This window comes from Neorhizobium huautlense (genome assembly GCF_030811685.1).
GTDB classification, from domain to species: domain Bacteria; phylum Pseudomonadota; class Alphaproteobacteria; order Rhizobiales; family Rhizobiaceae; genus Neorhizobium; species Neorhizobium huautlense_A.
On record NZ_JAUSRF010000020.1, the window covers coordinates 1 to 13689 of the forward strand.

General features: G+C 59.0%; 14 protein-coding genes. 6 read left to right on the forward strand and 8 right to left on the reverse strand.

Features of this window, described 5'->3' with window-relative positions:
- Positions 1 to 280 precede the first annotated feature (280 nt).
- Entirely contained in the window at positions 281 to 616 is a 336-nt protein-coding gene (locus J2T09_RS22745) for a hypothetical protein (RefSeq protein WP_306838865.1), read from the forward strand.
- A 153-nt stretch (positions 617 to 769) separates the two neighbouring features.
- Here J2T09_RS22745 and J2T09_RS22750 read toward each other — a convergent pair whose 3' ends face one another.
- On the reverse strand, positions 770 to 940 hold the full coding sequence (locus J2T09_RS22750; protein ID WP_209018684.1) for a hypothetical protein: 171 nt from the start codon (positions 938 to 940) through the stop codon (positions 770 to 772).
- Between the two features lie 362 nt (positions 941 to 1302).
- Here J2T09_RS22750 and J2T09_RS22755 point away from each other — a divergent pair, with 362 nt between their 5' ends.
- From J2T09_RS22755 to J2T09_RS22765, 3 genes are all read left to right on the forward strand, one after another.
- Positions 1303 to 1581, forward strand: coding sequence for an HU family DNA-binding protein (locus J2T09_RS22755; protein WP_306838869.1), 279 nt, complete (start codon positions 1303 to 1305; stop codon positions 1579 to 1581).
- Positions 1582 to 1746: 165 nt separating this feature from the next.
- Complete coding sequence (locus J2T09_RS22760; RefSeq protein WP_306838871.1) at positions 1747 to 2082, forward strand: helix-turn-helix domain-containing protein; 336 nt, start codon at positions 1747 to 1749, stop codon at positions 2080 to 2082.
- The gene (locus J2T09_RS22765) at positions 2075 to 3322 is read left to right on the forward strand and encodes a type II toxin-antitoxin system HipA family toxin (protein WP_306838873.1); all 1248 of its coding nucleotides are present in this window, start codon (positions 2075 to 2077) and stop codon (positions 3320 to 3322) included. The genes J2T09_RS22760 and J2T09_RS22765 overlap by 8 nt, the downstream gene beginning before the upstream one ends.
- 62 nt (positions 3323 to 3384) lie before the next feature.
- Here the strand turns inward: J2T09_RS22765 and J2T09_RS22770 are convergent, their stop codons facing one another.
- From J2T09_RS22770 to J2T09_RS22795, 6 genes are all read right to left on the reverse strand, one after another.
- Positions 3385 to 4659, reverse strand: coding sequence for a CapA family protein (locus tag J2T09_RS22770; RefSeq protein ID WP_306838876.1), 1275 nt, complete (start codon positions 4657 to 4659; stop codon positions 3385 to 3387).
- A gap of 83 nt (positions 4660 to 4742) precedes the next feature.
- On the reverse strand, positions 4743 to 6392 hold the full coding sequence (locus J2T09_RS22775; protein WP_306838878.1) for a dipeptide ABC transporter ATP-binding protein: 1650 nt from the start codon (positions 6390 to 6392) through the stop codon (positions 4743 to 4745).
- Position 6393: 1 nt separating this feature from the next.
- Positions 6394 to 7263, reverse strand: a complete 870-nt coding sequence (locus tag J2T09_RS22780) for an ABC transporter permease (RefSeq protein ID WP_306838880.1) — start codon at positions 7261 to 7263, stop codon at positions 6394 to 6396.
- An 11-nt stretch (positions 7264 to 7274) separates the two neighbouring features.
- Positions 7275 to 8246 carry an ABC transporter permease gene (locus tag J2T09_RS22785; protein WP_306838882.1) on the reverse strand — a complete coding sequence of 324 codons (972 nt, stop codon included), beginning with the start codon at positions 8244 to 8246 and terminating at the stop codon, positions 7275 to 7277.
- 11 nt (positions 8247 to 8257) lie between these two features.
- Positions 8258 to 9847, reverse strand: a complete 1590-nt coding sequence (locus J2T09_RS22790) for an ABC transporter substrate-binding protein (protein ID WP_306838885.1) — start codon at positions 9845 to 9847, stop codon at positions 8258 to 8260.
- 246 nt (positions 9848 to 10093) lie between these two features.
- On the reverse strand, positions 10094 to 10666 hold the full coding sequence (locus tag J2T09_RS22795) for a hypothetical protein (RefSeq protein ID WP_306838888.1): 573 nt from the start codon (positions 10664 to 10666) through the stop codon (positions 10094 to 10096).
- 103 nt (positions 10667 to 10769) lie between these two features.
- Between J2T09_RS22795 and J2T09_RS22800 the strand changes: the two genes are divergently transcribed.
- Complete coding sequence (locus J2T09_RS22800; protein WP_373458591.1) at positions 10770 to 11048, forward strand: helix-turn-helix domain-containing protein; 279 nt, start codon at positions 10770 to 10772, stop codon at positions 11046 to 11048.
- 80 nt (positions 11049 to 11128) lie between these two features.
- Here J2T09_RS22800 and J2T09_RS22805 read toward each other — a convergent pair whose 3' ends face one another.
- Positions 11129 to 11728 carry a histidine phosphatase family protein gene (locus J2T09_RS22805; RefSeq protein ID WP_306838890.1) on the reverse strand — a complete coding sequence of 200 codons (600 nt, stop codon included), beginning with the start codon at positions 11726 to 11728 and terminating at the stop codon, positions 11129 to 11131.
- A gap of 319 nt (positions 11729 to 12047) precedes the next feature.
- On the opposite strand from J2T09_RS22805, the gene J2T09_RS22810 reads away from it, so the two are divergent.
- Positions 12048 to 12995, forward strand: coding sequence for a DUF808 domain-containing protein (locus J2T09_RS22810; protein WP_306838893.1), 948 nt, complete (start codon positions 12048 to 12050; stop codon positions 12993 to 12995).
- The last annotated feature ends 694 nt before the right edge of the window (positions 12996 to 13689 follow it).

The following is a 13689-nucleotide window of genomic DNA, read 5'->3' on the forward strand; positions in this document are numbered from 1 at the left end:
ATCTCGAGAGCCGTCTGTTCGGGAGCAGGTTTCTTCAACATGACCCAGTGAATCACAAAACCCCTGGACCAGCCAGGGGTTTGTCAGCAGTCTGAAGTGTCTGCCTCTTCTGAGGCAGACACTTTTACGATTGGAACGTCGAGGAAGGGGCCGGATGCGGACCACCGTGGCTTGGAGAGCACGGGCAGAAGCGAGTTCGCCGCGCAAAAGCACGTCAGCCCCCGTATCGGGCTCAAACTCATTTTTGCGTCTACCAGTTTGAAGGCAAAGGGGACATGCAATGAATTCCGACTTGAAGGCACGGCTTTGGGGTGTTGTCCTGATTATTATTGGAGCGGCAATATCCTGGCCGACAATTTTCGACCGCATCCGATTGGCACACGAGGGTACGCCTGAGATCAGTGTTTGGTCTCTGGCATCCTTTCTAGTGGGGCCACTGATCGTCTTTGGGTTTGTTATGCTCATCCTGGGTGAAAAGACGGAGGACATGACGAGAGACGCGGAGAAGAAACGCATGAAACCGCTAGGCAATGTCATAGCCCTTCTTTGCCTCCTGGCAGGGTTTGCCGGCATGCTCGGAACCACGTTCGTGCTACAGTCCTTCGGATACAGGTGACACGAGGTCGGCATGTCCGTCTTGTGCCAAGAAGCCGATGCGGGCGAGCTATCAGCCAAACGAATGACGGCATTGGGAGCTGCCGTCGCGAGGGTGCCGTGACAACTGCGTCTTCAGTTCAGGGACAGCCTCAGCCGGCTCTGGTCGCCGCCCTCAAGATGGTGGCTCTTCTGCGAGCAGGGCATCAAGTTCGGCGTTGGCAAAGGCAAGCTCCTGCCTGGCGCCGGCCAGGTCAGCTTCGAGTTTGAGACGCTCGTCCCAATCCGCGCAATTTGCCAGTTCAAGTCGAAGTTCCTCGATGTACTGTTCGAGAGAAAATGTCATTGTCCGTCTCCATCTGTTTTGTGAAAGATGGCCCGCAGACGCGAGGACAGGCGGGATGTCAGGGATCGCGCAAGCGACCGGTGGAGCCGGGGAGTGGGGGAGCCCATTTTCTGGCGGAGGCCAAGGCATTTGGCGGAAAATTGGGGGGACCGCTCATCCTTGAGATCTCGGCGGTCCTCGCCACCATAGGCAGATCTGAGCAAGTCCCCGGGTCCCGTATCCATCCCCCGGTGCCACAAAGCCCAGCGCGCGACAGCGCTTTCATGTGGAGAACATCCACGCCCGCAAGACGTTCGGTGCGGAATTGCGTGACAGAATCGCGCTGCGATGGAACGGTTCAATGGTCAACGAGGAAACAATCCATGACCACCGCCAATGAAATCGCAGATAAGATCGCGTCCGAGCACGGCCTCACCAAGGCGCAGGGCAAGACGATCGTCGAATCCGTTTTTGCCGCCATCGCCGAGGCAGCGGCCTCCGGTACCGAGACCTCCATCCCGGGTTTCGGCAAGTTCAAGGTGAAGGATACGCCGGAACGCGAAGGCCGCAATCCGTCGACGGGCGCAACGATCAAGGTTGCCGCCGCCAGGAAGCTCGCGTTCCAGCCGGCCAAGGCGTTGAAAGATGCCCTGAACAAGTAAGGGCGCCACTGGCGACTGCCACTGCTACAAAGCCCGAAGACCCCGCGATTTGCGGGGTCGTCCAATTTCTGCCCCCCAGCGTGCAAGATCAAAAACCGGGATGCATTGGCAATTTTGTAAACTTGGTGCTACATATTCCATCGATCTGTAGTGCGAAGGTGACAAATGCCCACACCGCATAATCCTCCTGCTGGCGTGAAGCGCGCGCTTCGCAAGCTCGGTGCGGACATCCACGACGCACGTCGGCGCCGTCGGTTGCCTATGGCCGTTGTTGCAGAGCGCGCCTTTACCTCACGCTCGACCCTCCAGAAAATCGAAGCCGGCGATACCAGTGTCAGTATTGGAATCTATGCGGGCGTCCTACAGGCCCTCGGATTGCTCGAAGGCCTGAGCCATGTTGCAGACATCGGCAACGACAGCGTCGGCCAGTCCCTGGCAAGCGCCGATCTACCCAAGCACGCGCATCCGAAAAAAACACGCGGATCGTCTGATAATGGCTGACTTCGAAGTCCATATCGACATTGATGGCCAGACACGGCCAGTCGGCCTGGCGCGCAGCAACCGCGTCCGCGGAACCGAAACGATCATGTTTGAATATGACCGGGAGTGGCTCACCGATCCAAATCGGTTTTCGCTGGAGCCCGCCTTGCCGCTGACACGAGGTGGCTTTGCGCCACCGGCCGGTCTCACGACGTTCGGTTCACTGGGGGACTCCGCACCGGACACCTGGGGCCGCCGCCTCATGCAGCGCGCGGAACGCCGCACAGCAGAACGCGACGGTCGGGCGGTGCGTACATTGGCAGAGAGTGACTATCTGCTCGGCGTTGCTGACGAGACGCGATTGGGCGCAATTCGCTTCCGCTGGATCGGCGAGGAAGCGTTCCAGGCACCGATCGACAACGGCGTTCCAGCCCTCATCGACCTTGGCCGCCTGCTGCAGATCACCGAACGCGTCCTCCGCGACGAGGAAACGGACGAAGACCTGCAGCTTATTTTCGCGCCCGGTTCGTCACTTGGCGGTGCGCGTCCAAAGGCGTCGGTGATCGATCAGCATGGGCATCTGTCGATCGCCAAATTTCCCAAGGAGATGGACGAATATAGTGTGGAGACTTGGGAGGAAATCGCGTTGCGGCTGGCTGATCGGGCCGGAATCACCACGCCGCGCCACCAGTTGATCGACGTTGCCGGCAAGAGGGTCATGCTGTCCCGGCGCTTTGATCGGCGGGACAATGCGCGCATCCCGTTCCTGTCAGCGATGGCAATGATGGGTGCGAAAGACGGCGAGCGTGGAAGCTATCCGGAAATGGTCGACGCGCTGGTAGAGCATGGTGCGCAGGGAAAAAGCGATGCGCAGGCGCTCTATCGCCGCGTCGTGTTCAACGTCCTGATCTCCAATGTGGACGATCATCTACGCAATCACGGGTTTCTCTGGCTCGGAAAGGCCGGCTGGTCATTGTCACCAGCCTATGACCTCAACCCAGTGCCGACAGACATCAAGGCGCGTGTGCTGACGACGAATATCGACCTTGATGAAGGCACATGTTCACTCGATCTTCTGGAAGAAGCATCGGAATTCTTCGCGCTGACTCTCCCACAAGCGCGGCAGATCATCAGACAGGTGGCGGATGCTACGGCGACATGGCGCGAGACTGCCAAAGCCGTCGGCGCAAGGTCGGCCGAAATCAACCGTATGTCCAGCGCATTCGAGCATGAGGATTTGAAGCGGGCCCTCACCCTATAAACCCGCCTTCGTCACTCGGATCCATTCCGCGACCCAATACCCATCGGCTCTGGCCTGAACGCCTAGGCCTCTGCCAGATCGGCACTCTCAAACGCGACAGCATCTCCATCGTAGAAACCGACGCCATCACTGATCCTGATCGACGTGCCGAATTTCGCCGACTGTTTTTGGAAGCGGGTGAGAATGCGGTCTGCGTCTTCGCCAAGCGCCAGTTCAGGCGCAAGGCGCTTATCCAACGCCGGGCATTTCAGCGCCTCGGAACCGCCGATGATCACGGGATGGAATTCCATGCCGACCAGAGTGCCATCGCCGGAGAATGAGCACAGCCCGACGACGCTTTCCCATATTTCTCGGGCGATCCATTTCGATCCCTCGGATCGGATATGGAATATGAAATTGCCCAGGCTGTAGAAGATCGGGCGGCCGCGATAAATCTCGACGGGTTGCAGCACCGGTGCACCGTGGCTGACGAACATCGCCGCGCCTGCGTCAATGCATTGCCGCGCAACGCCGCTGACCCAGTCGGGGACCTGATACCAGTCCGATGCCCAATGGTGGTGGTGCAGATAGGCGATCACCATGTCGCCCTTTTCCGCAGCGGCGGCGATCGCCGACAGATTGCGGGCGATATCATCACCATCGATCCTGACACCGCGCCCGAACCGGTCCGAGCGGCGGAACAGAGCACGCGCAATAGCGATTTCGCAGTCGCCATCGACGGCCGGCACGTCATCCGGCTGGGCGTCGTTTCCGAGATCCATGTCGGTATAGCCCAGCCGATCACGGATGGATTTCAACTGCTCGAACGCCACGGCATCGACATCCAGAACCTTGGTCAGTTTGAGCGGATTGATGCCGGGACGCTCAGGGCGACCTAGCGCGGCGTCGGCGGCATACATGAAGTCAGGACCGGGGCCGCCATCCATCGCCACGAGCGCGATGTCGCGTCCCGCAAACGAACCGTAACCAGGCAGGCCCGCCTCGTGGCGGTTGCGCCCGGCACCAGCATGGACGAACCCGCGCATCTCGACCTCCTCCAAGGTCGAAAGAATACCAGAGGGCCCGAGATCAAACGCGTGGTTGTTGGAAAGTGACAGCCCTTGGAAGCCGATCGACCGCAGCGTATCGAGCACGACAGGCTGGCTTGCGCCGAAGAAAGAACCCTTCAGCGGCCATCCGCCATGGGCGCCGAAAATCGTGCTCTCGAAATTGGTGAAGGCAAAATCGGACCGGCCGATCACAGCCTGAACATCGACAAACCCCTTGGTCTCGATGGTGCGGATATCATGCTTGATGAGGGACTGGCCTGTCACGGCCACGGTAAAATGCTGGCTCATATTTGCTTTTCCTTGGACAGCGTTTCGATGCTGACAAATCTGATGATTGAAAAATGGGGGCAAAAGCCCGCTCGGTTGGCTGATCAGTGGGTGAACCGCGCCGGCCGGGCCTCGATGAGGCTTCGCGTGTAGGGATTTTGCGATCGGGAGAAGATGAAACCCGGGTCGCCCTGGTCTTCGACGACCCCGTCTTTCAGAACATAGATCGATTGGCAAAGCGCCTGAACGAGCGCCAGGTCGTGTGAGATGAACAGCATCGACACATGCTGTTCCGCGACTGTCTCCTTGAGGAGTGTGACGATCTCCGCCTGCACCGAGACATCCAATGCCGATGTCGGCTCGTCCGCCACAATGATCGCAGGTCTCGTCAGCAATGCGCGAGCGATGCAGACACGCTGTTTCTGGCCGCCGGACAATTGGTGCGGATGGTGGGCAAGCAGGGATCGGGCGAGACCGAGGCGATCCATCATGCTCAGGATAGACAGGCTGTCACCGGTGCTGCCTCGGGCGCCGAACCGAACCGCTTCATGCAATGTATCACTCACCGAGATGCGCGGATTAAGCGAGGCCGACGGATCCTGAAAGATCATCTGAATTTCGCCGAGCAGCCCGCTGCGGCGGCCGGACTGACTGATGTCGAAACGCTGTCCCAGCAGGTCGAGCGTCCCGTCGCTCGCCGTTTCGAGGCCAGCAATGATGCGACCGAGCGTCGACTTGCCACTGCCGCTTTCACCCACGATGCCGGTGATCGCACCACGTTGCAGGCTGACGGTCACATCGCTCAGTGCCGACCTGCGATAACCGGACGTGATCCACGACAGACCGTGCCCGGCGAAGGTCTTGCCAACCTTGTCGACACGAAGAACCGCTTCAAACGGAGGCTCAGCACAAACCATTGAACCATCGGGAGGCGGTAACATCGAAAGCCGCAGGCGCGGCACGGCCGCCAGCAGCGTGCGCGTATAGGGATCTGCAGGCGCATCGAGAATTGCTGCGGTCTCACCCTGCTCGACGACCCGCCCCTGCCGCATCACCACGACCCGATCGGTGATGTCGGCGATCACGCCCATGTCGTGAGTGACGAGCATAATCGAGACGCCGGTCTCGTCCACCAGCGAACGCAGCAGAGTGAGAACCTGTTTTTGGACCGTCGCATCGAGTGCTGAGGTCGGCTCGTCCGCCACGATGATCTGCGGATTGCCGGCAAGCGCGATGGCGATGACCAGCCGCTGCCGCTGGCCACCGGAGAACTGATGCGGATGGTGACCGTATCGGGTCTCCGGCTCGGGGATGCCGACACGGGCCATCAATTCGATGGCGCGCTGCCGCGCCTGACGCCTGGAGACCTTGGTGCCGGCGGCGCGGACGGTCTCGGCGATCTGAGCGCCCACTGTCATCAGCGGGTCGAGCGAGGCACCGTGATCCTGGAAGATTGCTGCGATCCGGCGCCCGCGGATGCCGGCACGCGTCTGCTCGGTCATGGCCTCGAGGTGCTCTCCGTCGAAGACAATCGAACCGGCCGAACGTTCTATGCCGGGTGAAAGCAGGCCGAGCACGGCATAACCGAGACTGGACTTTCCCGCGCCGGACTCGCCGATCAGGCCGAGGATTTCGCCACGGCGAAGATCGATACCGACATCGCGCAGGATGGTCTTCGAAGTGGATGATCCGGAGGTCTTGAGCGTCAGTTTTTCCACGATGAGAAGCGGATCGGAATTGTACGATTGCTGCATGTCAAAGGCTCCTCGGATCGAAGCGGCGACGGACGTCTTCGCCGACGAAATTGATGCTGGCGATAAGACCGAACAGGGCAAGGCCGGGAAACAGGCTGATCCAGTATTGGCCGGTCATGAGATACTGGAAGCCGTTGGCGACAGCCGAGCCCAGTGAGGGTTTGTCGATGGGAACGCCAAGGCCAAGGAAAGACAGGGTCGCTTCGAGCGCGACCGCGTGGCCAAGTTCGATCGGGATGAGGGTGATGGCCGGCGCAATACTGTTGGGCAGGAGATGCCGGAAGATGATCCGCCATGGTGGAAGGCGCAGCAGCCTTGCCGCATCGAGATAAGCCTTGCTCGCCTCGCTCATGGCAACACCGCGCGTTACTCGCGCGTAAGCCGCCCACTGGACGATGACGAGCGCCAGGATGATACGATCGACACCGGGGCCGAGCGTCACGATGGCGATCAGCGCCACCAGCATGGTCGGCAGGCTGAGCTGCAGATCGACGATGCGCATGATCAGCGCATCGGCCCAGCGCCCCAGATAGGCGGCGATGACGCCGAGGCTCATGCCGATCAGGGCAGCCAGAACAGTGCTGGTGACAGCGACGAACAGGCTGATCCGCAGACCGTAAAACACGGTACTGAGGATGTCGCGGCCAAGTCCGTCGGTTCCCAGAAGATACAGATACCCACCGCCACTTACTGTTCCCGGCGGCGACGACGCCTCCCAGGCAAAGATCTGCAGCGGATCATAAGGGTTCTGCGGCGCGATGACGGAGGCGAGGATCGCCAGGAGAACGTAGGCCACGGCCATGAGTTTCGGGAGGGTGACGCGATAGGTGGCGGGGCGTTTCCAGAACGCCCACAAGGTTTCGGTTTTCATGGTCGCTCCTTTCAGGCCGATCGGCGCGTGCGCGGATCGAGAACGGCGTAGAAGATGTCGACGAGGGCGTTGAGACCGACAAAGGCGACCGCCACAAAGGTGAGGGTGGCCATGACGACAGGTCGGTCGAGCAACTGGATGGAATCGATCAGCAGCTTGCCGATGCCCGGCCAGTTGAAGATGGATTCGACCACGACCGCAAAAGCCAGCATGCCGCCGAACTGCATGCCGATAATGGTGACAATCGGCACGCTGATATTGGGGAGCGTATGTCGAAAGAGGATGCGGCGAGGCGACAGGCCCTTAGCCTGGCAGAAGCGGGTAAAATCCTGGGCTTCCACCTCGACCGTGCCGGATCGTGTGAGCCGGGCGATCAGCGCGATGTTCGGGATGGCGAGCGCAAGCGCCGGCAGGGCGAGATGCGCCAGCCCAGAAGCTGTGAGGAAGCTCCAGGTCACGCCAAACAGAGCCACCGTTTCACCACGACCGCCGGACGGAAACCATCCGGTCATCACCGCGCCGACCATGATCAGCAGCATGCTGAGCCAGAAGGAGGGCACGCTGAGCGCAAAAACGCTGGAATTGAGGATGGTCCGATCCAAAAGCGTATCTTTGCGGCGCCCGGCCAACAGGCCAAGCAGGACACCCGAGGGTGCCGCGATCAACATGGCGATCGCGGCAAGTTCGAAAGTCGCAGGCAGCTTGCTCATCACCAGCCGGAAGGCCGGCAGATGATAGATATAGGAGGTCCCGAAATTTCCGCTCACGACATTGCCGAGGAACAGAAAATATTGCTGCCAAAGCGGCTGATCGAGACCGAGCGCGATCGTTGCCCGTCGAATGTCCTCCGGCGTCGCTGTCTCGACATTGACGATGTTGAAGACCGGATTGCCGACGCTGTGAATCCCGGCAAATCCGATGATCGACATGGCGAGGAGGAGAAGGAAGGCTTGTGAAAGCCTCCCAATAATGGTCGTCGTCATGAACCCACCTCTCACTCGGTTGCCGGTGCGGCACGCATGGCCGAGGTCCAGCCGCGCGGATGCACGGTGTAGGATCCGACCTTCTTGCCGTGGCTGGCGATCAGATGGAAATGGTAGAGCGGGATGACGGGATGGTCGGCCATCACCAGCTCGGTTGCCTGCGCCAGCGCATCGCTGCGGCCCGGCCCGTCTTCAAGAGCTTTGGCCTTGGTGAGCATCTCGTCATAAGCGCGGTTGCTGTAACCACCATAGTTTAGGGAACCGGTGCCTTTCGCTCCATCAGCACTGGCCAGAACGGCGTCAAGGCACAAGGTCACCGCTTCACCGGAGCAGCCGCCATACCAGACCGGATATTCACCGCCCGAACGTTTGGTCATGAACACGGAAAATGGCGAGACGACAGGCGAAACCTTCACGCCGATCCGCGCCCAGTTCTGGGCGATCGACTGCAGGGATTCCGCATCGCCCGGATAACGACCGCCAGGACCGGCAAGCACGACCGAAAAACCATCTGACAGACCGGCTTCGGCAAGCAGCGCCTTCGCACGATCGTAGTCGGGCGGCCCCACCGCGAGCTTGGCCGAGGTGCCGGCGATACCCGGCGGGAACATCTGCGTGGCCGCCGTCCCGTAGCCGGAGAGGATCCGCTCGGCCAGGAATGGTCGATCGGTCGCAAGCGCAAGCGCCTCGCGCACGCGGGCGTCCTTGAACGGATTGGCGATCGACTTGCCGGCCGAGTCCGTCACGCCAGGCAGTTGGTCGCGAGAGACATCGAACTGCAAAAAGTTCGACCGGGCGGCGGCGGTGCTCTCCACCTTGATGCCGCGCTCTTCGAGCCCGGCAACATCGCGGGCGGGAATATAGTCGGCAAGATCAACATCACCGGTGGAGAGTGCCGCGACACGCGCGGCCGGGCTTTCGATCACCCGAAACGTCACGCTCGACCAGGCAGGCACGCCACCCCAATAATCGCCATTCGCCTCAAGGCCGAGCAATTCACCGGACTGCCACTGCTTGAACCTGTAGGGACCAGTGCCGACCGGCCGGGCACCTGCATTGATCTCCTCGGTGGTCGCGAACTCACCGCCGGCCTCCTGCGGCATGATCAGGATGGCGGTCATCTGGATTGGCAGGGTAGGGGCCTCTACACTGGTCTCGATGCGAACTGTCAGAGGATCAGGCGCCGTCACAGAAGCGATCGGCTTCGTATAGGACTGGAAACCGCCGCTCGGGGTTTTGAGGAAATTCCGAACCCGCTCGATCGAATAGATCACGTCCTGCGCGGTGAACGCCGATCCGTCATGGAACTTGACGCCATCGCGCAGCTTGAATTCCCAGACCTTTGGCGACACACGTGCCCAAGAAACGGCAAGGCCGGGCTGCGGATTGAGGTTCTCGTCCTGATTCACCAGCCGCTCGTAGATATGCGACAAAAGCGATGTGTTTTCGTTGAGATCGGCATAATGGGGATCCAGCGTCATCAGCTTCAGCTGCGTGCCGATGCGCAACTCCTCGGCGCCGGCATATGAAACGGAAAAACCGATCGATGCCGAGGCAAGAGCCAGCGTCAACACATGCGTTCGAATATGCTTGAAAAGCATTCCAATGTTCCCTTTTTCTGGTTCAAAAATAGACGTGGCGAGTTCCCATGCTCGCCACGCAGATGTCCGTTCCCGCGCAGCAGGCTCAACTGCTCCGCAAGGCAATGTGCAGGTTCTGTGCCTGATCGCTAAATGACTGAAACGTCGATATTACATTCCGCCAAAGGTGACTGACGGACCATCGCACATGGCGCACTCCACTGCGCACAAAAGGCTAAAATACGAATTTGAAGACCAAAGCCTGGATCAGCCGGCGCTGACCGAAAACACCTCCCCACGCAAGCGATTGTCCGGGGCGCCGTCGCCGAGGCACAGAAGATCGCGCAGCAACCCGCGCAGTTCGGGCCATGGAAATTCCCAATAGGCCGGATGGGGCTCCCCACGCTCCAGCACGCAATGGAGTTTTGCGACGACGCCAAATAAAGAACTCACATCCGCTTTCAACAATTCGGATGCCAGCACATCCTCAAATGCAGAGGCATCGTCCACCGTCTGTTCGGCACGCCGATAGGCCTGAACATGCTCATCGTCCGCCGCCAGCACGCAAGCCAGTGAAATCAGTCCGGCATCACCGCGCCGCATATCGAGCGAAGCCATTTCCAACAGCGCTTTTTCGATACGCTGCTGCTCGACATTGAATCTGTCGAGTTCCTGAAATGCGACCCGCCAGGCCTCCCATTCGCGCAGCGCATCCTTGCTCGATCCACGCAAAATCGAAGACTGACCAGCAATCTGCGCCATCAGCAGCAATTCGGTTGTTTTCAGTAAGTTTCTGCAGGTGATTGCAGGCACAGTTCTGCTATTCTCAGAATCACCCATGATCCGAGCTCCACACAGCTTGATTGTGGTCAGGTCGTGCCCACGCTGCGAACGCGGGCACGACCGATACCTGAATACTTGTTACATACAGGACGACAAAGCGATGCGCAACCAAAATCACCCCATTTCGGGTGATATAAACTCAGTCCAGTGTCGGTTGGCGCGAACTGCCCTCAATTGGAATTCGGATCGCTTGGCAGAATTCGCAAATGTTTCCACTCAGACCGTGAAAAGATTTGAGCGCGGAGAAGAGCTACGCCAGAGCACCGTCGCAAAAATACAGAAGGCTTTTGAGGACGCTGGCATCGAATTCATTCCTGAAAACGGCGGTGGTGTCGGCGTCCGGTTCAAGCATCCGGCAGTGAAGGATGAAGCTGTCTAGGCAACGGGCGCTGTTGGCAACTCGATGGAAATTTGCTCGGTCGTTATGTCACTTCTCAGCCCGAAGCAGACTAAAGATCCTCAGTTGGCGACATCAACAGTGCGACAATTGCGATCAATCAGGCTAAAACCACCGTCACGCAGCAGATAGAATCCGTCCTGCGGTACGGGTAATTCAAGGGTCTCTCGCATCGATAAACCCGCATAGACCCCTCGCACTATTCGACCAAAGAGGCCGTGTGACAGCGCAATGGTTGGACGTTTGACATCTGCAATCCAGTCCTTCGCACGATTGCACGCGTCATCGAATGTCTCGCCATCAGGCGATCTAAAATACCAGTCGTACACGTCTGAACCGTCGAGAGCGCCCGGATACTCCATGTCGATCTCATACTTGGTCATTCCGTCCCAAGAACCGACGGTAACCTCCATGAGACGTGCATCCTCACGATAGTTAAGAGGCATACTCAACTTCAATCTATCTGCGGTCTCCCTCGTTCTTCCAAGCGGGCTGACCTGGAAATCGAACGAGCCGCAGTCTCCTTCGAGCTCATGATAAAGAAGGGTACTGACTAGATCAGCTTGCCCGATGCCATGCTTGGTAAGCGGCGAATCCTTCTGGCCTTGAAAGCGACCAAGTGTATTCCAGACCGTTTCGCCGTGGCGCAGAAGATAAATCATCAAAAAATTCCGAAAATTTCGTCGCTCTTGGATTAAGTCTATGTTCAAAGCTGCTGATTGACCGAATAATCTGGCATCCTGATGACAGCTTTTGGCGCAAAGTCGTCGTGCGAGCAATCGATTAGCCGCCCTGCCGACAAATCAGCTCAAGCGACAACTGAAACACGACATTCCTCACTGTTTCCACCCGCGTTGCGGACAGGAAATTTCACACAGTCTATTCAGTGACGCGCTCCAATAGCGTTTCTCGCTTTTCATCACCTACCAAACACCGACCGAGCGACTAAATACCGGCGCAAAGCACGATAAAGGATTCGACGTGGCAACAGGTTTGATTGCACTTCTGGACGACGTGGCAGCTATTGCAAAACTCGCCGCCTCTTCACTCGATGACGTTGCCGCCCAGACTGCCAAAGCCAGCATGAAAGCCGCCGGGGTGGTCATCGACGACACTGCCGTGACGCCGACTTACGTGGTCGGTCTCTCGCCCTGCCGCGAATTGCCGATCATCGGCCGGATCGCGCTCGGTTCACTGAGAAACAAGCTCGTCTTCCTTCTGCCGATCTGTCTGATCCTCGGCTATTTTGCCCCTTGGGTTATCACACCGCTACTGATGATCGGCGGGGCTTATCTGTGCTTCGAGGGTGTCGAAAAGCTCCAGGAGGCAATCAGCCCTCATGCGGATAGCGGCGAAGATGAACTTGAGAACGCCAAGGATCCGAAACAACTGGAGGATCAGAAGGTATCGAGGGCGATCCGGACCGACTTTATCCTCTCCGCCGAAATCATGGCGCTCACATTGGCCGGTGTATCAACCTCGAATATCGTGACACAGGCCGCCGTCCTGGCGGCCGTCGGCGTCTTGATCACGGTGGTTGTCTATGGCGTGGTGGCTCTCATCGTTAAAGCGGACGACATCGGGTTGTATCTGGCCGAGACGGGCGCCGGCATGACAAAGGCGTTCGGACGTGGCCTCGTGAAAGGAACACCGATCCTACTGCAGGCGCTGACGGTTATCGGAACGGCTGCGATGCTCTGGGTTGGTGGCAGCATCATTATCCATGGCTTGGCCGAATTCGGACTTCACGGGCCGGAACATTTCATCGAGCACATCGCCACTGTCGTGCAGCAGACAGTCGGTGTCATTCCCGAGGTGGTTGGCTGGATCGCGACATCCTTGCTGCAGGCAGTGCTGGGCATCCTTGTGGGAGCTATCGTCGTGTTCGCCATCAGCGTGGTCAAGCCGGCAAAACCTCACGCCGCTTAGGGCGATATCGGCGAAATTTCCGATCGCGATGGGGTGACCGGCAAAGTCCAAAATGCTGCAAAACGCGAAAACCCGCCGCGGGAGGAGGTGCGGCGGGTTTCGATAAGTGACGTGCAGCTTGGGAGGAGGAGTGCTGCCCGTCCGACCGTGACCGACTGGGAGGAGGAGTGTCGGTCTCGATGAGCAATAGATAACCCGATGCACGAGGCCCGGCAATGCGCGCGTGCGCATGGCAGCCATGCAGTGTGGCTTGGTTTGGCAACAGCGCCTGGCAATCTTTCTTAAAGGTCGCGTCGGGAACCAAATTGGACACAGCTCGTTCTCTGAACAATCCGGAAGCACCCGTCCCCCGCCCTTCATGCTTCCGGATCACTCTTCATCCCCCTCGAAGAGACAATCGGGTCCGGCGTCAACAACGCCGGACCCGATATCATGTGAAGAGCCGTTGACTCTGCTAATATACGCGATAACGTCGCCGCAGCTCTGACGTGGTCTCGACCTTCCGGGGCGTCGGCCCGGCATCTTGGGAGGGAAGCCGGGCCTTTTCAGCTTGAAATGATTTCACGGCCGTTCCGGATAATCGGTGATGCTTCTCATCCTGCAGGGTTTTCAGGATGTGTAGCGGATGTCTCGGATCTGTAAGCGTGCCGTCCGTCGAGGCGTGCACCTACCCGCCAATCAGCCAATAGTCGGC

Excerpts from the sequence above, each read along its gene's own strand:
- J2T09_RS22755 (WP_306838869.1), top strand. The coding sequence starts at position 1,303 with ATGACCACCGCCAATGAAATCGCAGATAAGATCGCGTCCGAGCACGGC.
- J2T09_RS22800 (WP_373458591.1), top strand. The coding sequence starts at position 10,770 with ATGCGCAACCAAAATCACCCCATTTCGGGTGATATAAACTCAGTCCAG.
- J2T09_RS22775 (WP_306838878.1), bottom strand. The coding sequence starts at position 6,392 with ATGCAGCAATCGTACAATTCCGATCCGCTTCTCATCGTGGAAAAACTG.
- J2T09_RS22745 (WP_306838865.1), top strand. The coding sequence starts at position 281 with ATGAATTCCGACTTGAAGGCACGGCTTTGGGGTGTTGTCCTGATTATT.
- J2T09_RS22760 (WP_306838871.1), top strand. The coding sequence starts at position 1,747 with ATGCCCACACCGCATAATCCTCCTGCTGGCGTGAAGCGCGCGCTTCGC.
- J2T09_RS22785 (WP_306838882.1), bottom strand. The coding sequence starts at position 8,246 with ATGACGACGACCATTATTGGGAGGCTTTCACAAGCCTTCCTTCTCCTC.
- J2T09_RS22770 (WP_306838876.1), bottom strand. The coding sequence starts at position 4,659 with ATGAGCCAGCATTTTACCGTGGCCGTGACAGGCCAGTCCCTCATCAAG.
- J2T09_RS22750 (WP_209018684.1), bottom strand. The coding sequence starts at position 940 with ATGACATTTTCTCTCGAACAGTACATCGAGGAACTTCGACTTGAACTG.
- J2T09_RS22805 (WP_306838890.1), bottom strand. The coding sequence starts at position 11,728 with ATGATTTATCTTCTGCGCCACGGCGAAACGGTCTGGAATACACTTGGT.
- J2T09_RS22765 (WP_306838873.1), top strand. The coding sequence starts at position 2,075 with ATGGCTGACTTCGAAGTCCATATCGACATTGATGGCCAGACACGGCCA.
- J2T09_RS22780 (WP_306838880.1), bottom strand. The coding sequence starts at position 7,263 with ATGAAAACCGAAACCTTGTGGGCGTTCTGGAAACGCCCCGCCACCTAT.
- J2T09_RS22795 (WP_306838888.1), bottom strand. The coding sequence starts at position 10,666 with ATGGGTGATTCTGAGAATAGCAGAACTGTGCCTGCAATCACCTGCAGA.
- J2T09_RS22790 (WP_306838885.1), bottom strand. The coding sequence starts at position 9,847 with ATGCTTTTCAAGCATATTCGAACGCATGTGTTGACGCTGGCTCTTGCC.